This is a genomic window from Thioclava nitratireducens (genome assembly GCF_001940525.2).
In the GTDB taxonomy this organism is placed as follows: Bacteria; Pseudomonadota; Alphaproteobacteria; order Rhodobacterales; family Rhodobacteraceae; genus Thioclava; species Thioclava nitratireducens.
Genome location: NZ_CP019437.1, coordinates 1,661,482 through 1,681,341 on the forward strand (window position 1 = coordinate 1,661,482; position 19,860 = coordinate 1,681,341).

General features: G+C 64.8%; 19 protein-coding genes. All 19 read left to right on the plus strand.

What is annotated here, in order from left to right:
* Position 1: 1 nt before the first annotated feature.
* Positions 2-1,009 carry a 16S rRNA (cytosine(1402)-N(4))-methyltransferase RsmH gene (rsmH, locus tag BMG03_RS07985; RefSeq protein ID WP_075774429.1) on the plus strand — a complete coding sequence of 336 codons (1,008 nt, stop codon included), beginning with the start codon at positions 2-4 and terminating at the stop codon, positions 1,007-1,009.
* Positions 1,006-1,383 carry a cell division protein FtsL gene (gene ftsL, locus BMG03_RS07990; protein WP_075774430.1) on the plus strand — a complete coding sequence of 126 codons (378 nt, stop codon included), beginning with the start codon at positions 1,006-1,008 and terminating at the stop codon, positions 1,381-1,383. The genes rsmH and ftsL overlap by 4 nt, the downstream gene beginning before the upstream one ends.
* Positions 1,383-3,197: a peptidoglycan D,D-transpeptidase FtsI family protein gene (locus tag BMG03_RS07995; RefSeq protein ID WP_240496904.1), complete on the plus strand. Its 1,815-nt coding sequence runs from the start codon at positions 1,383-1,385 to the stop codon at positions 3,195-3,197. Before ftsL ends, BMG03_RS07995 begins: the two co-directional genes overlap by 1 nt.
* Positions 3,198-3,333: 136 nt before the next feature.
* Positions 3,334-4,815, plus strand: coding sequence for a UDP-N-acetylmuramoyl-L-alanyl-D-glutamate--2,6-diaminopimelate ligase (locus tag BMG03_RS08000; protein ID WP_075774432.1), 1,482 nt, complete (start codon positions 3,334-3,336; stop codon positions 4,813-4,815).
* Positions 4,815-6,263, plus strand: coding sequence for a UDP-N-acetylmuramoyl-tripeptide--D-alanyl-D-alanine ligase (locus BMG03_RS08005; RefSeq protein WP_075774433.1), 1,449 nt, complete (start codon positions 4,815-4,817; stop codon positions 6,261-6,263). Before BMG03_RS08000 ends, BMG03_RS08005 begins: the two co-directional genes overlap by 1 nt.
* On the plus strand, positions 6,263-7,345 hold the full coding sequence (gene mraY, locus BMG03_RS08010) for a phospho-N-acetylmuramoyl-pentapeptide-transferase (RefSeq protein ID WP_075774434.1): 1,083 nt from the start codon (positions 6,263-6,265) through the stop codon (positions 7,343-7,345). The genes BMG03_RS08005 and mraY overlap by 1 nt, the downstream gene beginning before the upstream one ends.
* A 181-nt stretch (positions 7,346-7,526) precedes the next feature.
* Positions 7,527-8,117, plus strand: a complete 591-nt coding sequence (locus BMG03_RS08015; protein WP_075774435.1) for a hypothetical protein — start codon at positions 7,527-7,529, stop codon at positions 8,115-8,117.
* A 215-nt stretch (positions 8,118-8,332) separates the two neighbouring features.
* A complete protein-coding gene (gene murD, locus BMG03_RS08020) occupies positions 8,333-9,730 on the plus strand; it encodes a UDP-N-acetylmuramoyl-L-alanine--D-glutamate ligase (protein ID WP_075774436.1) in 1,398 nt (465 codons plus the stop codon).
* Between the two features lie 430 nt (positions 9,731-10,160).
* Complete coding sequence (locus tag BMG03_RS08025; protein ID WP_075774437.1) at positions 10,161-10,349, plus strand: Flp family type IVb pilin; 189 nt, start codon at positions 10,161-10,163, stop codon at positions 10,347-10,349.
* Between the two features lie 76 nt (positions 10,350-10,425).
* Positions 10,426-11,232 carry a Flp pilus assembly protein CpaB gene (gene cpaB / locus BMG03_RS08030; protein WP_075774438.1) on the plus strand — a complete coding sequence of 269 codons (807 nt, stop codon included), beginning with the start codon at positions 10,426-10,428 and terminating at the stop codon, positions 11,230-11,232.
* Between the two features lie 12 nt (positions 11,233-11,244).
* Positions 11,245-12,759, plus strand: coding sequence for a pilus assembly protein TadG-related protein (locus BMG03_RS08035; RefSeq protein ID WP_075774439.1), 1,515 nt, complete (start codon positions 11,245-11,247; stop codon positions 12,757-12,759).
* 5 nt (positions 12,760-12,764) lie between these two features.
* Positions 12,765-13,274: a TadE/TadG family type IV pilus assembly protein gene (locus BMG03_RS08040; protein ID WP_075774440.1), complete on the plus strand. Its 510-nt coding sequence runs from the start codon at positions 12,765-12,767 to the stop codon at positions 13,272-13,274.
* Positions 13,271-13,921 (plus strand): TadE/TadG family type IV pilus assembly protein, encoded by a 651-nt coding sequence (locus BMG03_RS08045; protein WP_075774441.1) that lies wholly within the window; start codon positions 13,271-13,273, stop codon positions 13,919-13,921. The genes BMG03_RS08040 and BMG03_RS08045 overlap by 4 nt, the downstream gene beginning before the upstream one ends.
* An 18-nt stretch (positions 13,922-13,939) precedes the next feature.
* On the plus strand, positions 13,940-14,839 hold the full coding sequence (locus BMG03_RS08050) for a CpaE/TadZ family protein (RefSeq protein ID WP_157771570.1): 900 nt from the start codon (positions 13,940-13,942) through the stop codon (positions 14,837-14,839).
* Between the two features lie 13 nt (positions 14,840-14,852).
* Positions 14,853-16,283, plus strand: a complete 1,431-nt coding sequence (locus tag BMG03_RS08055) for a TadA family conjugal transfer-associated ATPase (protein ID WP_075774443.1) — start codon at positions 14,853-14,855, stop codon at positions 16,281-16,283.
* A gap of 3 nt (positions 16,284-16,286) precedes the next feature.
* On the plus strand, positions 16,287-17,258 hold the full coding sequence (locus BMG03_RS08060; protein WP_075774444.1) for a type II secretion system F family protein: 972 nt from the start codon (positions 16,287-16,289) through the stop codon (positions 17,256-17,258).
* Positions 17,259-17,274: 16 nt separating this feature from the next.
* A complete protein-coding gene (locus BMG03_RS08065) occupies positions 17,275-18,276 on the plus strand; it encodes a type II secretion system F family protein (protein ID WP_075774445.1) in 1,002 nt (333 codons plus the stop codon).
* 378 nt (positions 18,277-18,654) lie between these two features.
* Positions 18,655-19,380, plus strand: a complete 726-nt coding sequence (locus tag BMG03_RS08070) for a helix-turn-helix transcriptional regulator (protein WP_157771571.1) — start codon at positions 18,655-18,657, stop codon at positions 19,378-19,380.
* Positions 19,377-19,856, plus strand: coding sequence for an A24 family peptidase (locus BMG03_RS08075; RefSeq protein ID WP_075774447.1), 480 nt, complete (start codon positions 19,377-19,379; stop codon positions 19,854-19,856). The genes BMG03_RS08070 and BMG03_RS08075 overlap by 4 nt, the downstream gene beginning before the upstream one ends.
* Positions 19,857-19,860: the final 4 nt, after the last annotated feature.

Sequence of the window (19,860 nt, forward strand, 5' to 3'; positions counted from 1 at the left end):
CATGACGGATCGGGACGCCCTGCCAGACGCCCCCCACGTCCCGGTTTTGCTGCGGCCGCTCCTTCGGGCGGTCGCGCCTGTCTCTGGGACCTGGCTTGACGGAACCTTCGGCGCGGGCGGCTATGCGCGCGGTTTGCTTGAGGCGGGTGCCGACAAGGTGATCGGCGTGGATCGCGATCCGGCGGTTTTCGAGATGGCCGAGGCGTGGCGCGGCGAATACGGCGACCGGCTGGAGTTGGTCGAAGGCACGTTCTCCGAACTCGATACCTATTCCGACGAATTGCTCGATGGGGTTGTGCTGGATCTCGGCGTTTCCTCGATGCAACTCGATCAGGCCGATCGTGGCTTTTCTTTCATGCGCGACGGGCCGCTCGACATGCGGATGTCGCAGGAAGGGCCGTCGGCTGCCGATCTGGTCAACGAGACGGATGAGGGCGAGCTCGCTGATATCCTTTATCAATATGGCGAGGAGCGCGCCTCGCGCCGGATCGCCAAGGCCATCGTCGAGGCGCGCAAGGTTCAGCCATTCGAGACCACGCAACAGCTCGTCAAGGTGATCGAGCGCTGCCTGCCGCGCCCGAAACCGGGGCAAAGCCATCCCGCAACGCGCAGCTTTCAGGGCCTGCGCATCGCGGTGAACGACGAATTCGGCCAGTTGATCGAGGGGCTCGAGGCCGCGGAACGTGCGCTGAAACCCGGCGGGCTTCTGGCCGTGGTCAGCTTCCACTCGCTCGAAGACCGGGTTGTGAAGCGCTTCTTCGCTGCGCGCTCGTCGACGGGCGGGGGCGGTTCGCGCCACGCGCCGGTTCAGCAAACCCTTGATCCCGCGTTTGAAATTACCGTGAAAGGCGACGGGCCCGACGAAGAGGAACTGGCGGAAAACCCGCGTGCACGCTCGGCTCGGTTGCGGGTGGGGCGGCGCACGGATGCGCCCGCCGGCAAGGCCGATCGCACGCAACTGGGGCTTCCGAAGCTTGTCACCGGGGAAAAGAAGGGGAAACGCCGTTGAGACTGCTTGCCTATCTTGCCGCCTCTGCCTGTGTGCTCGCGCTCGCCTTCTGGGCCTATCACGTCAATTACGACACCCAGGACCGGATCGACGAGCTGCGCGACCTCAATCGGGAAATCGCCTCGCTGAACGAGGGTCTGACCGTGCTCAACGCCGAATGGGCTTATCTCAACCGCCCGCAGCGCCTGCGCGAACTGGTCAATCTCAACTTCACCTCGTTGCATCTTCTGCCGATGACGCCAGAGCAATTCGGAACCGTCGCCCAGATTGCCTACCCGACACCGCAGGCCGATGATACTGGCGCGTCCGGCACCGATTTGGCCGGCCTTTCCGATCCTGTCGAGGTCAAGGCCGATCCCGAGGGAGGGAACTGATGCGCACGCCCCTTCGCCCGCTCGCCCGTATCCTCGACGCCCGCGAAAAAGGCGAGAACCCCGACGCGATCGAACGCGAGAACCGCCGTCTGCGCGGCGAGGCCACCCGTGACAAGGCGCGTCAAAGCGCCGAAGGCCGTCTGCTGGTCATGTCGGTGATCTTCCTCGCGGCCTTCCTGACGGTGGGACTGCGCATGGGCTCTTTCGCCGCCGCGCGCCCCGAAGAGCCGCAGACCGATTCCACGACCGAGCAGATTCACGCCCAACGCGCCGATATCGTCGACCGCAAGGGCAGGGTGCTCGCGACGAACCTGCTGACCCACTCGCTCTACGCGCAGCCGCCGATGATGATCGACCCGCTGGGCACGGTGGACAAGCTGGTGAAGATTTTCCCCGATCTCGACCGCGACCGGCTGAAGAAGGACTTCACCGGCCATCGCAAGTTCGTCTGGATCAAGCGCCGCATCAGCCCGGAGCAGATGCAGGCTGTTCACGATATCGGCGATCCCGGCCTTCTGTTCGGCCCGCGGGAGATGCGGCTTTATCCCAACGGCCATCTCGCCTCGCATATTCTTGGCGGCGCGCGCTACGGCACAGAAGGCGTGAACTCCGCCGAGATTCTCGGCGTGGCAGGGATCGAGAAGGAATATGACAGCTGGCTGCGCGATCCGGCCAATGGCGGGCAGCCGCTCAAGCTCTCGCTCGATCTGACCGTGCAATCGGCGCTAGAGGATGTGCTGTCGGGCGGCATGAAGCTGATGAACGCCAAGGGCGCGACCGCGGTACTGATGAAGGTCCACACCGGCGAGATCGTCGCGATGGCGAGCCTGCCCGATTTCGACCCGAACGACCGCCCCGCGCCGCTTCTGAAGGGCGACCCCTCCGACAGCCCGCTGTTCAACCGCGCGGTTCAGGGGATGTACGAGCTCGGCTCCACCTTCAAGATTTTCGCGGTGTCGCAGGCGATGCAGGATGGTCTGGTCACGCCCGAGACGATGATCGACACTAAGGGCCCACTGCGCTGGGGCAAGTTCCGAATCCACGATTTCCACAATTACGGCAAGCAGTTGTCGGTCACGGACGTGATCGTGCACAGCTCGAATATCGGCACCGCGCGGATCGTCCAGAAGATCGGCCCCGAGAAGCAGCGCGAGTTCCTCGGCAAGCTGGGCCTTCTGGAGCCTTCGCCGGTGGAACTGATCGAGGCGCCGACGGGCCGTCCGATCCTGCCGAAGAACTGGTCGGAGCTGTCCGCGATGACCATCGGCTACGGTCACGGTCTCTCCGACAGCCCGCTGCAGCTTGCGACGGCCTATGCGACGATCGCCAATGACGGGCGGCGCGTGCTGCCGACGCTGATCGCCAATGGCGGCCCGCGCAAGCCGCACAAGCAGGAATTCGGCGCCCCGGAAGGCGCGCAGGTCGTGTCCCCGGAGGTCGCCCACAAGGCGCTGGCGATGATGCGCGCCGTTGTGACGCGCGGCACCGCAAGCTACGGCAATGTCGAGGGCTATCAGGTCGCGGGGAAGACCGGCACCGCCGACAAGCCCGATCCGCAGGGCGGCTATTACGACAAGAAGGTGATCTCGACCTTCGCGGGCGTCTTCCCGGTGACCAATCCCGAATATGTGCTGGTTCTGACGCTGGACGAGCCGACGGATACCTCCGGCGACACGCCGCGCCGCACCGCAGGCTGGACCGCCGTACCGGTTGCGGCCGAGACGATCCGCCGTGTCGCGCCGCTTCTGGGCCTGCGCCCCGAACCGACGACACCCGACACGCTCGACGGCATCAGTCTGGTCAAGAAAGACTGACGTTTTCGGGGTCGGAAGGCGGGTGTCACGCCACGTGCATGAACCCGCGCATAGAGACAGGGGGCAGGGCCTGTCGCCTTGACCTCGCAGACGTGTCGCCGGATAAGTGCGGCGAGCTGAATAAAGGACGGATACGATGGCTGCGGGCACCAAAATGCTGAGCGAATTGGGGCTGACGCCGCTGCAGGGCGCAGACTGCGCGATCTCGGGACTGTCGGTCGACAGTCGGCAGGTCAAACCGGGCCATCTTTTTGCGGCGCTGCCGGGCACGCAGATCCACGGGGCCGAGTTCATTCCTTACGCGTTGCGCATGGGCGCAGCCGCGGTGCTGACCGATCGCGCGGGCGAGCAAACCGCGCGCGAGGCGCTTGCGGGCACCGATACGGCCATTGTCGTCACGCAAGATCCGCGTCAGGCGCTCGCTTTCGCGGCAGCGCTGTGGTTCGAGCGCCAGCCCGAGACGATGATCGCGGTGACCGGCACCAACGGCAAGACTTCTGTCGCGACCTTTACCCGCCAGATCTGGCAGTTGCTGGGATTCGAGGCCGCGAATATCGGCACGACAGGCGTCGAGGGCAGCTATGCCGCACCTTCGCCGCATACGACGCCCGAGCCGATCACCCTGCATCGCTTGCTCTCGGATATGGCTGCCGTCGGCGTGACCCATGCCGCGATGGAGGCCTCGTCGCACGGGCTCGCGCAGCGTCGGTTGGATGGTGTGACGCTCTCGGCGGCCGCTTTCACCAACTTCTCGCAAGATCACCTCGATTACCACGCGAGCTTCGAGGAGTATTTCGCGGCCAAAGCTGGGCTCTTCACCCGGGTCCTGCCCGAAGACGGAGCGGCGGTGATCAATCTCGACGATCCCAAGGGGGAGGAACTCGCGCGCTATATCACTGCGCGCGGTCAGGAGCTGATCGGGATCGGCCATACCGAACGCTGCGAGATGCAGATTCTCGGGCAGCGGTTCGATGCAACCGGTCAGGATGTGCGCTTCGCCTGGGAAGGCTGGACCCAGATGACTCGCCTGCCGCTGATCGGCGGGTTCCAGGCGATGAATGTGCTTACCGGCGCGGCGCTCGCCATCGCGTGCGGCGCCGACCCCGAGGAGGTCTTCGCGACACTGCCGAAGCTCTCCACCGTGCGCGGGCGGATGCAACTGGCTGCCACCCGCGACAACGGCGCGACGGTCTTCGTCGATTACGCCCACACGCCGGATGCGGTGCAGACCGCGCTGAAGGCGCTGCGCCCGCATGTGATGGGCCGCCTGATCGCCATCGTCGGCGCAGGCGGGGATCGGGACGCGACGAAGCGCCCGCTGATGGGCAAGGCCGCCGCCGAGAATGCCGACATTGTCATCGTGACCGACGACAATCCGCGCTCGGAAGATCCCGCAACGATCCGCGCTGCCGTGCTGGAAGGCGCGCCAAAGGCGCTCGAAGTGGGCGACCGGGCCGAGGCGATCCTGCGCGGCGTCGATCTGCTGCAGCCCGGCGATGCGCTGCTGGTAATGGGCAAGGGCCATGAGAGCGGACAGATCATCGGCTCGGACACCTACCCGTTCGACGACGCCGAGCAGGCCTCGGTCGCTGTTGCCGCGCTGGACGGGAAAATCTGATGGCCGTTCTCTGGACCTCGAGCGACGCGGCTTCCGCCACCGATGGTGAGGCCACGCAGGCTTTCGCCGCGACCGGAATTTCCATCGACACCCGGACCATACATCCGGGCGATCTTTTCGTCGCGCTCAAAGATGTGCGAGACGGCCATGACTTCGTGCGACAGGCGCTCGACAAAGGCGCGGCGGCGGCGATGGTCAGTCGCATTCCCGTGGGCTGCTCGAAAGACGACCCGCTGCTGATCGTGGATGACGTCCTCGCGGGCCTAGAAGCATTGGGGCGGGCGGGGCGCGCAAGGGCGCGGGCCCGTGTGCTCGCCGTCACCGGCTCGGTCGGCAAGACGTCGAGCAAAGAGATGCTGCGCGCTGTCCTCTCCGCTCAAGGCAAGGTTCACGCGGCCGAGGCGAGCTTCAACAATCACTGGGGCGTCCCGATCACGCTGGCGCGCCTGCCGCAGGATGCCGATTTCGCCGTGATCGAGATCGGGATGAGCAATCCGGGCGAGATCGCGCCGCTGGCGAAACTGGCGCAGCCCCATGCCGCGATGATAACGACCGTCGCGCCCGCGCATCTCGCGGCCTTCGAGAGTATCGAAGGCATCGCGCATGAGAAGGCGTCGATCTTCCAGGGCCTCGTCGAGGGCGGCACCGCGATCGTGCCGACCGGGCTGGAGACCTCCGACATCCTGCGCGAGGCCGCCCAGCAGGCAGGAACAATGGTCACCTTCGGCCCCGAGCCGGGCTCGGACTACCGTCTTGTCGAGGCCCGCATCTCGGGCGACGCAACCGTCGTTCAGGCGGACCACCATGGCACGTCGATCCTGTTCAAGGTGATGACCCCGGGGCGGCATTTCGCCGCCAACGCGCTCGGCGTGCTGGCCTTGGCCGAAGCCGCCGGTTGCGATCCGACCATTGCCGCGATGGATCTGGGCAACTGGCAGCCCCCCGCCGGGCGCGGTCAGCGCGAGCGGGTCTATATGGATGTGGTGGACGAGGCCGAGAGCTTCGACCTGTTCGACGACGCGTTCAACGCGAACCCCGCCTCGATGGCCGCAGCGCTCGAAGTTCTGGCAGGCGCCAAGCCACGCGACGGTGTTGGGCGCACCGCGAAAGGGCGCCGCATCGCGATCCTTGGCGACATGCTGGAGCTGGGCGAGGACGAAACGGCGCTGCACGCGGCCATCGCCGATCACCCGGCCATGGCGAAGGTCGACCTCGTGCATCTCGCGGGACCGCGCATGGCGGCGCTTCGCGAAGCCCTGCCGCGCACCAAGCGGGGAGAATGGTATGAAACGGCGGACAAGCTGGCAGAGCGTGCCCGCCACCTGATCGACCCCGGCGACGTGGTGCTGGTCAAAGGCTCGAAGGGCTCCAAGGTGAGCCTCGTCGTGAGCGTATTGAGAAAACTCGGCCAGCCCGGAGCGGCCGAGGCCCATAAGGGAAAAGACTAATGTTGTATTGGCTGACCGACTTCTCCGATGGCGGGGGCGTCTTCAACCTGTTCCGCTACATCACCTTCCGTGCGGGGGCGGCGTTCTTCACGGCGCTGCTGGTGGGGTTCATTTTCGGACCCTGGCTGATCGGGATCCTGCGCCGCACTCAGGGCAAGGGGCAGCCGATCCGCGATGACGGGCCCGAGGGACATATCTCGAAGGCCGGGACGCCCACGATGGGCGGTATCCTGATCCTCACCGCGTTGTTGGTGTCGACGCTCCTCTGGGCGCGGCTCGACAACGGATATATCTGGGTCGTGCTGATGGTCACCTACGGCTACGCCGCAATCGGCTTCGCCGACGATTACGCCAAGGTTTCCAAGCAGAACACCAAAGGGGTCAGCAGCAAGGCGCGGCTCGCGCTCGGCTTCCTGCTCGCGCTTCTCGCGTCGCTCCTGACCTGGTATCTGCACCCGTCCGATCTGGAAGGGCGGCTGTCGATCCCGTTCTTCAAGGATCTGGTGCTGAACCTTGGCTATTTCTACATTCCCTTCGCGATGATCGTGATCGTGGGCGCGGCCAATGCGGTGAACCTGACCGACGGGCTCGACGGGCTCGCGATCATGCCGGTGATGATCGCCGCAGGTACGCTGGGCGCGATCGCCTATGTCGTGGGCCGCACCGACTTCACCGATTATCTCGGCGTGCAATTCGTGCCCGGCACCGGGGAACTGGTGATCTTCACCGCGGCGCTGATGGGGGGCGGTCTGGGCTTTCTGTGGTACAACGCGCCGCCGGCGGCGGTCTTCATGGGCGACACCGGCAGCCTCGCGCTTGGCGGCGCGATCGGCGCGATCGCGGTCTGCACCCAGCACGAGATCGTCCTCGGCATCGTCGGCGGGCTCTTCGTGGTCGAGGCGCTCTCGGTGATCATCCAGGTCGCCTATTTCAAACGCACCGGCAAACGGGTCTTCCTGATGGCCCCGATCCACCACCATTTCGAAAAGAAGGGGTGGTCGGAGCCGCAGATCGTCATCCGTTTCTGGATCATCTCGCTGATCCTCGCGCTGATCGGTCTGGCGACACTGAAGATCCGCTGACCCGCACATCTTTTTCCCCGGTCGCGCCCCGCGCGCGATCTCTTCCGGCGCGCTTTGGTTCCTCGAGGCGCGCCGTGGTTTTTCTCAAAATTATTTGAGCGAACCAGAGCGAAATTCGTTGGTTGTGTCCCCGAACCGCGACGCGAGATGTCGCAAAAGTTTTTTTAGCGAGGAGACCCCGATGACCCGCAAGTTCAACATCATCCTTTCGACGACCGCTCTTGCCGCTACGCTCTCCCTCGGCGCCGTTGCCACCCACGCAAATGGCGTGACCCAGGGCAGCAACGCGGAGAACGGCCAGTACGGTCTCGTCGACTACAAGATGCAGGTCGTTCCGAACGATCAGACCTCCACAGGCAACCCGCCCGCCGTGAACGTCACCACGGGCAGCGATGTCAACAACACCGCCGGTGTCGCCGGCAAGAAGGTCGGCGCCGCGACGACCGAACAGACCTCGAACGGTGGTGAATCGATCCCGGCGCAGAACCAGCTGAAAAAGGACGCCGGCATCGTCGGTAACGAGGTTCAGGCAGGTGTGGACGATGCTGTCGTATCCTCGGACGGTGCTGCGGTCGGTACGATCACGAAGGTCATGAACATGGGCAAGACCGACCAGGTCTATGTCCGCACCGATGACACGCTCGACACGGCTGTCTCGATGTTCAAGATCACCGTTCCGGCGTCGGAAGTCGGCTCGGGGAAACTGACCCTCAACGCGAGCCTATCGGATATCCTGACGGAGCTCGAAAAGCAACAAGACCAGAAGTCGTAATCTAACGACCGGACCAAGAAGACCCTTTTCGGCGCGCACGGTTCCTCCCCCTCCGTGCGCGCCGTTTTTGCGTGTCTTGCCCTCTCCGCGCCGTGTTCCCCCTTTCCCCTTCGTATCGGTTCAAATATCCCGGAGGTGCGGGGGCACGCCCCTGCGGCGCTGAGCGCGACAGGTCTGAAGGGCGGGGCATTCCCGCGAGGCGACAGGAGACTTCCATGATCCCGGTGCAGGGCTTTGACGGACAGAAGGTGGCGGTGCTCGGGCTCGGGCGTTCGGGTCTGGCGACGGCGGCGGCGCTGCGCGCAGGCGGGGCCGAGCCGCTCTGCTGGGATGACAGCCCCGAAGGCCGCGCGCGTGCCGAGGATGCAGGCTATAGCTGCCGCGACCTGACCCGCCACGGCGCTTTCGAGGGTGTCGCGGCGCTGATCGTCTCGCCAGGCATCCCGCATCTCTATCCCAAGCCGAACCAGGTGATCTCTGCGGCGATGGAGGCGGGCGTGCCCGTCGACAACGATATCGGCCTGTTCTTCGCCTCATGGGCCACCGACGATTTCATGCGCTACGATCAGGCACCGCGCACGATCTGCGTCACCGGCTCGAACGGGAAATCCACGACGACGGCGCTGATCCACCACATTCTGGAAGAGGCCGGGCGCCCGACCCAGATGGCGGGCAATATCGGGCGCGGCGTGCTCGATCTGGAACCGGCCGAAAATGGCGAGGTCGTGGTGCTGGAGCTGTCCTCCTATCAGACAGATCTGGCGCGGGCTCTGACGCCCGACATCGCGGTCTTTACCAATCTCTCTCCCGACCACCTCGACCGCCACGCCGGCATGGGCGGCTATTTCGCGGCCAAGCGTCGTCTTTTCGCCGAAGGCGGCCCGGATCGCGCGGTGATCGGCGTAGACGAGCCCGAAGGCATCTATCTTGCCAATCAGATCATGATGGGCCGCAACGATGACCGCCTGATCCGCGTCTCCGCGTCGCGCAAGCTGGGCGACTGGGGCTGGTCGGTCTTCGCCCGCAAGGGGTTCCTCAGCGAATGGCGCAAGGGCAAGCAGGTAGCATCGATCGATCTGCGCGAGGTGACCGGGCTGCCTGGCGCGCATAACCACCAGAACGCCTGCGCCGCCTATGCCGCCGTGCGCGCGCTCGGGATTTCGCCGCGCGTCATCGAAGAGGCGTTTCATTCCTTCGCCGGACTGCCGCATCGCAGCCAGACCGTCGCCGAAAAGGGCGGCGTGCGCTGGGTCAATGACTCCAAGGCCACCAATACCGACAGCGCTGCGAAAGCGTTGCAGGCCTTCCGGAATATCCGCTGGATTGCGGGTGGTCTGGGCAAGGAGGGCGGGGTGGCCTCGCTGTCCGAGCATCTCGGTGCGGTGAAGAAAGCCTATTTCATCGGTCACTCGGCGCGCGATTTCGCGCTGGAACTGGCGGTCGAGCATGAGATTTGCGAGACGATGGAAGCCGCCGTCGCCGCCTGCGCCCGCGATGCCGAGGCTGGCGACACGGTCCTGCTGGCGCCCGCCGCGGCGAGCTTCGACCAATATCCGAATTTCGAGAAACGCGGCGATCATTTCGCGCAGCTCGTGGACGCATTGCCCGGCTGAGGCCGACCTTCGCAGAGCGGACCGTCCGCCCATCTCGCGACGCCGGGTGTCCCGCTTCGGGGCAGCCGTCGATTTTGGCGCTTTTGTCACCGCATCGGCGCGCGGGCCGTAGCTCGAACGGCGCAGTAGCCTGAACGGCGTCATTCAGTGGCACGCGCCAAACCTCCGCAACAAGACGAGAATCGCGCCCAACCGACGAATCGCGGCATGGGCGTTGCCGCGCATTCGCGGGGGGCATCGGCGTGTCCGGGGTCCAGATTTCGGCACCGCTGCCAAAAAATACAACTTTGAGTTGTTATATTGCGACGCCGCGCCGATGTCTCCGCGTCGAAACCCTCGCAATCTGAATCTTGGCTGCCCGGCTCAACAGGGGACACGGGGCCAGATCTAAACGCCGGGGTGGGCCGGCATATCAAAACGGAGAAAGACCATGAAACTGTTCAAACTCGCTTCGCTGCGCCGTCTGAAGAATGACGAAGAGGGCGTCACCGTCGTCGAATATGGCATCGCACTGGCGGTTGCGCTCGGTGTTGCCGCGACTGCTTTCACGCCTCTCAGTACGGAGATTTTCAATACATTGAATGCGGCAAAAAATACTATGCCAACATCTACTCCGTAACCGAACACGAAATCAAAGCTGACCAGCTCGATTTGTGACTGGTCAGCTATTTCACTCTTTTGACATGGAGAGCGCCATGCGTATCGCATCTTTGCTGACCTTCACCGCAGGACTCGCCGTGGCAGGTGGCTCGGCTTACCTGGCGCGCGATTTCTTCGAGGCGAAATACAAACGCGAAGTCGCCGCCGAGCGCGAAGGCCTCGTCGAGGTGCTCGCCGCAGCACAGAACATTCCCTTCGGTCAGACCATCGAGGCTCAGAAGCTGACCTCGATCTCCTGGCCGAAGGACGCGCTGCCGCCGGGTGTCTTCACCGATTACGCAGCCCTCTTGCCGAAATCGGGCGGAGAACCGCGCCGGGCCCGCGCCGCGATCGCGCAGGGCGAGTTGATCCTCGCCTCCAAGGTCTCGAATTACGGCGAAAAGGTTACAATCGTCCAGACCCTCGGCCCGAACAGCCGCGCAATGGCGATCGAAGTCAACGCTTCGAGCGGGGTGGGTGGTTTCGTGACGCCGGGCGACCGCGTCGACGTGATGATGACGCGCGGCAAGAACGAGAGCCTCAAGACCGTGACGATCTTGCAGGATGTCCGCGTCATCGGGGTCGATCAGGAAGCCGATGAGAAGGTGAAGACCCCCGGCGTGGCGCGTACAGTCACCGTCGAGGTTTCGCCCGAACAGGGCCAGCGCCTCGCACTCGCGCAGAAGGCGGGCACGCTGAGCCTGACGCTGCGCACGCTGGACGATGCCGAGAGCGATCCGCTGCCTTCGATCGGTCTCGCGGACATTCTCAGCGAGCGCCCAAATAACAAGCTCGAACCGACGAGGATCCGCACCGTGATCGTCCGGCGCGGCACCGAAGTCACCGAAACCGCGATCAAGTGAGGCTCAGGGTCGATGGGGCGCATCCAGAACAGCATCCGGCGTTTCGCCAGAGAGGAAGACGGGACGATCCTCGTCTTCTTCGGGATGAGCCTCGTTGTGCTGCTTGGGCTCGTCGCGCTGTCCTTCGATCTGGGGCGGCTCGGCAGCACCCGCTCGGAGCTGCAATCCTTCGCGGACTCGGTGGCCTTGGCGGCGGCAGGCGAACTTGACGGCAACAATGACGCGATCACGCGGGCCGATGCCGCGGCCCAACTCATCGTCGACAGCCAGACTTTCGCGACTGGCTCGCGGGTGCTTGGGGCCGCGAATGACGTGACCCTGACCTATCTCAGCGCGCTCCCGGCAAACGACAATGACGCGACAGACGCGGTCACCACCGATCCGACAAAAGCCGCCTTCGTCCGAGTTGACGTCAACGAACGCGAAGTTCAGGGGGTCGTCGCCGCGGCCTTCACGACGATGGGCGGCTATGACGCTTTCGACGGCTCGGCCTCGGCGCAGGCGGTGGCGGGGCTCGAAATCCTGGCCTGCGACGTCACACCCTTGATGTTCTGCGTCCCGCCCGGTTTCGACGCGGAGAAGGACATCGGACAGATGATCCTGCTGCGCTCTGGCGGGGGCGGCGACGCGGCCTGGGGGCCTGGTGATTTCGGGTTTCTCGATCCGAAACGCGCCAAGGTCGACGAGGACGGGCCCTGCGCGAATAAATCCGGAGCCCAGCTCGACGCCTGCCTGCTCGGTGCGGTCAGCAAGATCACCCAATGCTTCAACCAGCGCGGCGTCGACCTCGAGCCGGGCCAGAAGGAAGGGCGCAACGCGGCGATCTTCAATGTGCGCTTCGACATGTACCAGTCGATCATGAACGGCCTCAGCAAGGATCCCAATTACGCGCCCGCACCCAATGTCATCAAGGGGATCGTCGCCGCCAACCCGAGCGGGAAGGAAAACACCAGCAAGAACGCCTGCATCAAGGAGAACGAGGAGGTCTCGCCCGATACGGTCGGTCTGCCGCGTGACGATTGCTTCATGCCTGGCGCGGCTGAGCCATGCGGTCGCTTCGGTGATGGCGACTGGTCGCAGGGTCGCATCACCTACATGCAGAAGAATTACGGCATCGACATCACGGCAGAGGGTGCGACGGATCCCTTCGCCGACGCTGTGACCCGTTACGATCTCTACCTTGCCGAGATCGCGGCGGCGAATGGCGGCGACATCCTTTCGGGACGCGCGGAGACGGGGCTGCCTAGCTGCGCGCCCGCTGCTGCCCCCAATGCCGACCGCCGCGTGCTGATCGTCGCGGGGATCGATTGCAGCGCCGAGACGGGCACCGTGATTAAGGGTGCGGCCTCGAACGTGCCGGTCAAGGAATTCGTCAAAGTCTTCCTGACCGAGCCGGTGGGCGAGGACGGATCGAGCCCCCCGACGATGGATATCTGGGGCGAGGTTATCGGCTCTGCCAGCAATGGCGATCAAGAGGAACTGGGCACGGGCGGCATGGTCCGCGACGTCGTCCAGCTTTACCGGTGAGCGCGATGCGGTGGTTTCGTGCATATCGCCTCCGCAGCCCGCGCCGGATCTGGCGCGATGATGAGGGTGCGCAGCTGGTGGAATTTGCGCTGGTGCTGCCGCTGATGCTGATCCTGTTTGCCGCGATCATAGAGAGCGGGCGGATGTTCCTCGCCTACCAGACGGTGATCGGCGGGGTGCGCGATGCGAGCCGCTACCTCGCCCGCATCACCCCGCGCAGCATCTGCGAAACCGGTGGCAGCGTCGACGGTCAGGCGGCGACGCTCGCGAATATCGTCGGCAACGCGATCACCGGCGGTAGCGTTCTGGGCGGCGGCGTGACAGTCACCAGCGTCGAACCGAGCCTCGACTGCATCGCAGGAAGCTATCGCTTCGGCGATGCGCCAATCGTCGAAGTTGCGGCGAATGTCACGATCACTTTCCCCTTCGCCGGTCTCTTCACCCTCGTGACGCCCTCCACGCTCGGCACCGTGACCACGGTCGTCGCCGACCAGAACCGGGTCTTCGGCTCATGAGCGCGCGTTTCGCATATCGGGCACATGGCTTCCGCCGCTTCCTGCGTGACGAAGAGGGCGCGACCCTTGTCGAGTTCACGCTGGTCTTCGGCCTCTACCTGCTGGTGTTCTTCGGGCTGCTAGATTTCGGTCGTCTGGCCTATCACTACGTGAACATGCAGCGCGGGCTGCAGGTTGCGGCGCGGCTCGCCGCGGTGCGCCCGCCGGCCTGCGCCGGTGTGCCCGAGACGAATACGCGCGGCGTGACGCCGAAGGACCAGGCGGAGCCCCAATTCGGCACCAATTGCAGCGCCGAGAGCTGGGTCTGCTCCGCACCAGCGACGGTAAGCTGCTCGGGCGCGATGACGAATCCGACCGTGGCCGAGATCTGGCCGATCGTGGCCCCGGCGCTGCCCAATGGCTCGAGCGCGGCGAACCTGTCCTTCAGCTATTCCTACGATCCCGAACTCGGGTTCCTCGGCGGGCCCTATGTGCCGATGGTCACGGTCGAATTGCAGAATGTGAACTTCGAATTCGCGACGCCGCTGGGCGCGCTGGTAGGGCTCGTGACGGGCACCGCCGATGAAAATCTTGATGCAGATATCGCCTTCCCGAGCATGAGTACGTCGATGCCGGGCGAGGATCTCGCGCAGGGCGCGGGTAGCTAAAGCAAGGGGAGAGATGAAATGACTCGTAGAACCAATCCGATGGTCCTGGTGCCCGAGCCGAGCGCTCGCGACCTTGCCGCATCCGCCAAGCGCCGGCTGAGCTTTTCTGCCGAGACCGGGCGTATGGCGCAGACGGAGGCGCCCGACGATGAAGGCCAGGTGATCGCGGTTGCGCGCAGCCGTGGTGGCATCGGGGCGACGATGCTGGCGGTGAACCTCGCGCATCAGCTCTCGGCGCAGGGCGCCAAGAAAGGGCAGGCGCCGCGCCGCGTCGGCTTGATTGACCTCGACCTGCAATTCGGCATGGTCGCGGGGTTCCTGGACCTCGAGCCGAGTCCGGCGCTCTACGACATGGCGCGTAGCGGCGCGATGCCCGATGAGACCTTCCTCGACCAGTCGCTGCAATATTCGAAAGACGGGCTGGAAGTGCTCTGCGCTCCTGCCGCCTTTGCGCCGCTCGGCGCGCTCGGGGCCGATCAGGTGACCGAGCTGATCACGCTGATGCAGGCGCGCTGCGATTACGTCATCGTCGATCTGCCGCATGCGCTGATCGACTGGGTCTCGCCGGTGCTGGCGCGCGCCTCCTTGCTGTATCTGGTGACCGATCTCGCGGTGCCGTCGCTGCAGCAGGCACGCCGCCTGATCGACGCCTATCGCGAGGAAAACCTCGCGCTGGAGATCGAGGTGGTCGTGAACCATCAAAGCCGTCCGCTGATGCGCTCACGGCTGCAGCAGGAAGCGGCGAAGGCGCTCGATCGCGACCTCAGCCACTGGCTTCCCGACGACCCGCGCGCCGCACGGGAGGCCGCCGATCGCGGAGTGCCGCTGGCGCGGATCGGACGGCGCTCCGCCTTGTCGAAAGCGATCGCCGGTCTTGCGAAAGGGCGGCTCGCACAGAGCACGGCCCGGTCGAACTGAGGGGGAACACGAGATGTTTCGCAATTTCACGGATCGCGGGTCCAAACGTACCGAGACCGAGAAGGTGATCCCGCTCGGCAAACCCTTCGCGGGAAGTCCGCCGAAAGAGGCGCGCGAGATGGTCGCGCAAAAGAACCCGCCGAAACCGGCGGCGCCTTCGATCGACGAAGAAAGCCAGCGCCGCGCGCTGGAGTTGAAAAGCCGGTTGCACGATGCGCTTCTTGATCGGCTGAACCTGTCGATGCTCGACAAGGTCGTGCCTGAGGAACTCCGCCGCGAAGTGGCCGCACTGGTCAGCGAAGAACTGCGCGACGCGAAAACCCCGCTGCGCGCGGAGGAGTTCAAGACGCTGGTCGACGAGCTTCTCAACGAGGTGCTGGGCCTTGGCCCGCTCGAGCCGTTGCTGGCCGATCCCTCGATCAACGATATTCTCGTCAACGGCTGCAACCGCGTCTTCGTCGAACGTCACGGCGTGCTGGAGCGCACCGCGGTGCGCTTTCGCGACGAACGTCATCTGCTCCGGATCATCGACAAGATCGTCTCGCGGGTGGGCCGCCGGATCGACGAGAGCAACCCTTGGGTCGATGCGCGGCTCGATGACGGCAGCCGCGTAAACGCGATCATCCGGCCTTGCGCGATCGACGGGCCGAGCCTCTCGATCCGCAAGTTCTCGCGCCAGCCCTATACGCTGGAACGGCTCGTCGAGACCGGGATGATGACCGGGGCGGCGGCGCGGTTCCTGCAGGGGCTGGTCCATGCCCGCAAGAACATCCTGATCTCCGGCGGCACCGGCTCGGGCAAGACGACGCTGCTGAACGCGATCTCTGCCGCCATCGACCCGCGCACGCGGATCGTGACGATCGAGGATGCAGCGGAACTGCAGCTGCAGCAGGAGCACGTCGTGCGGCTGGAAACCCGGGCGCCAAATCCGAACGGGCAGGGCGCGGTGCTCCAGCGCGATCTGGTGAAGAACGCGCTCCGGATGCGGCCCGACCGGATCATCGTGGGCGAGGTGCGCGGCTCGGAAGCCTTCGACATGTTGCAGGCGATGAACACCGGCCATGACGGCTCGATGACCACCGTCCACGCCAATTCCGCCCGTGATGCCCTGGGGCGGATCGAGCAGATGGTGACCATGATCGGCCTCGACATGCCGCTGACCGCGATCCGTTCGCAGATCGCCTCCGGACTCGACATCGTGGTGCAGATTGCGCGCCTCTCCGACGGCCGCCGCCGGGTGCTGTCAATCTCGGAAATCACCGGGCAGGAGGGCAATATCGTGATGATGCAGGACATCTTCACGTTCCGGAAGACCGGCACCACCGCAGATGGCGCGATCGAGGGCGAGTTCACCGCCACCGGCCTGCGCCCGCGCTGCCTCGAAGACCTGATCGCAGCGGGCGTCGCGATCGATCCGACTGATTTCAAGATGCGGGGGCACTGAGCCATGTGGGAGATAATCGAAAAAGACCTTGCCGCCTATGTCGCCTATAGCGGCATCGCGCTTGGCGTGCTGCTGGCGCTGACCGGGGGGCTGCATCTGCTCAACCGGACGGAGACCAGCGGCGAGGCCAAGAGCCGCCGGATGAAGATGATCGCGAAGGGCCGCGACACCGAGGAGGTGCTTGCGCTGCTCAAGCCCGATCCGCGCAAAGGATGGATCGCGCGGCTCCCCAAGAGCTTCGACCTGCCGCGCCTGCTGCATCGTGCGGGCTTCCGGATCGGGCCGGACAAATTCCTGCTGCTCTGCGCCGCGCTTACGATCGGGAGTTTCGTACTCGCGCTTGCGCCGCTCGGCCCGTTGCGGGCGGCCCCGGCGGCACTGGTCATCGGGCTGGTGCTGCCTTTTCTGGTCCTGCGCTCGCGGGCGACGCAGCGGATGAAGGTGCTGACCGGCCAACTTCCCGACGCGCTCGACATGCTGGCGCGCGGTCTGAAGATCGGCCATCCGCTGAACATGTCGATCGGCGCCGTGGCCGAGGAAATGCCGGACCCGATCGGCACCGAGTTCGGCATCATCTTCGATCAGGTCACCTACGGTGAAGATCTTCCTGACGCGGTGCTGGAATTCGCCGAGAGGGTGGGGCTGGAAGACGCCGATTATCTCGCCGCCAGCATCGGCATCCAGCATGGCACGGGCGGCGATCTCGCCCGCGTCCTCGAAGTGCTGGCGGCGACGACGCGGGGCCGGATCTCGATGCGGCGCAAGATCCGCGCGATCTCGGCGGAGGGACGCGCCTCGGCGTGGTTCCTGACCGCTCTGCCCTTCATCATGTTCGGCTTCACCTCGCTGATTTCGCCCAATTACTATGGCGAGGTCGCCGATCAGCCGATGTTCCGCACGATGGCGATCATCGTCATCACGCTGATTGTCCTGAATGCCGTGGTGCTGCGCCGCTTGGTGCAGTTCCGGATCTGAGCCGGGGAGAGAGACCATGTTGATGACACGGATCGAGGATTTTGCGCTTCGGATGGGCATCGCGCCCGAAACGCTTCTGGCCGCCGGGATCGGCTTCGGCCTGCTGCTGCTGATCGTCGGGCTTCAGGCCGCCTTCCAGCGCGACCGCGCCGCCGAGCGCATTGCGGCCATTGGCGGGCCGAAAACGGGGGGACGTGCCGAGCATGGCTATCTCAAGGCGCCGGAGGCCCGTCCGGGTCAGATCCTGAAGGCCTTCGTGCCCGCAGATCGCCAGACCCGCTCCAAGCTCGAACGCAAACTCGCGCAGGCCGGTCTGTCCGGGGCGAGCGCCTTGCGCCGCTTCACTCTGATCCGGATCGCGCTGGGGATCGGTCTGCCGGGGATTTTCATGGGGCTCCTGATCGCCGCGCGTAGCCCCGACATCGCGCTGCCGCTGGGGCTGGATGCCCGCCTCGGCAGCCTGAGCGGTATCGCGACCTACCAGATACTCACCGGCCTTGTCGCTAGCGGTTACCTGCTGCCGCTGATGTGGCTCAACGGCCGGATGCGTGAGCGGCGGTTGCGCATCGAGGAAAGCTTTCCGAACGCGCTCGACCTGATGCAAGTCGCCATCGAGAGCGGCATGGGGTTCGATGCGGCGATGACTCGCGTCGGCAACGAACTGGCCGAGACCTCGCCGGAGATCTCCTTCGAGTTCCTCTCGGTGCAGCGACAGGTCCAGGCCGGTCGCGAGCGCGAGGCGGCCCTGCGGGACATGGCCGACCGCACCGGGGTCGAGACCGTGCGCGCTTTCGCCAATGTCGCGAGCCAGTCGCTGCGCTTCGGGGCGTCCATGGCACAGGCCCTGACCACCTATGCCGCCGATCTGCGTGGCATCCGCGAGATGCGCGCGCAGGAAAAGGCCAATCGCCTGCCGGTGCAGATGTCCGGGGTTCTCGCTTCGCTGATGCTGCCGGCGCTGATCCTGATCGCGGTCGGCCCCGTGGTGATTCGATATTTTATGAATTACGCCCAGTAAATCGAATCGTTTCCAAATCGGCACTTTTCCCAAGGTATTGTTTACGGGCAATTTTTACGGACGAAATATCGACCTAAATGCCGAAATTGCAACCTTTGGGTGTATCGGTTGCCTGTGGATACATTCCTGGGTTCTGTGGATATAGTCCAAATGGCTAGCTTAGGAATTAACCCATTTAGGAGTTACGCTTAGAGATGGCCCACGCGCTGTCACGCTAAGAAAAGGGGCCACATATAATAGTTTCTGGGGATGGTGGGGACCATGCGAGACTATGGAACAGCCGGGGCACCGCCCGGGCAGGAGCGCGCTATCGAAGCGGGCATGATTGGGGCCGTTGCACAGTGGTGTGAGTGTCTGCACGGGACGAACCCGCTCCGCATGGCATTGAGATATCTGACCGACAGTATCGGGGCCGAGGCCATCATATTGGCGCGCTATCCGCGAGATGCGGGCGCACCGGCGCGGGCGCTGGTTCATGACAGGGCGAGATCGGGTTGCCGGATCCCCTTGGAGCAAAGCTTCGCGGGCGATCTGCTGGGCGATTACCTGGACAAGGCGAAGAAGGGCTCGACTTGGTATCGCTCGATGCAGGACGAGGACGTGCCGCCTGCGGTCGCCTCGGCGCTCGCCCGTCGCAACCTGATCGAGATGGTGGTCATCCCGCTCGAGATCAGCGATCGCTGGGTCGATACGCTGGAGCTGCATTTCACCGAGAAGTTGCGCCAGTATCAGCAGGCTGTGCTGACGACGCTCGGCGATACGCTTAGCCGCACCTGGCACAACCGCGCGCGAGGCATGTTCACCGAGAGCTTGCTGAAATCGGCCGCCAAGCAGGCCGCGCCGCTCATCGGCTCGCCGATCCTGAGCGCGGATAACCCGGCACGCCTGAGCCGGTCGGAATATCGCGTCTGCCTGCTGCTGCGCCATGGCCAGTCGCCCGATCAGATGCTTGCGGAGCTGGGGATCAAGGAATCCACCCTGCGCACCCATCTAAGCAATCTCTATTCCAAGACCGGCGCGCGCAACTTGGCGGAATTGACCTTCCAGCTTGTCTCCGGACTGCCGTTCGAGCTCGGCGGCGCGAAATCCGGACGGGTCGCATGACTGCGCAACTCCTGCCGCTGGCGGCGCTGGCCCCGGTGTTGATCTGGGTTGCGCTCAGCGATCTGCGCGAGATGCGCATCCCGAACAGGATCGTGCTCATTACGCTGGGCTTCTTTGCGCTCTGCGCGCCGTTCCTGGCTCTGCACGAGCTGAGCCTGCGGCTGGCCGCGGCAGCGATCACTTTCGCGGTTGGCTACGTCTTCTTCGTGCTGCGCGCCTTCGGAGGCGGGGACGTGAAATTCCTCGCGGCCCTGATGCTGTTCGTGCCCTCTGCGGCGATGGGGGAGTTTTTGATCGCCTTTTCCGTCGCGCTTTTCGCAGGCTCGGCGCTAACGATGGGGCTGCAAAGCGCGCCAGTTGCGGCGCGCCTCGGGCCTCGCTTGGGTTGGAAGAGCTGTTACGCACGGGGAAAGCTCCCGATGGGCGTCTCGATCGCGCTTGCCGGTCTGGCTTTGCCTTATCTGGTCGGCGGGTAGGCCC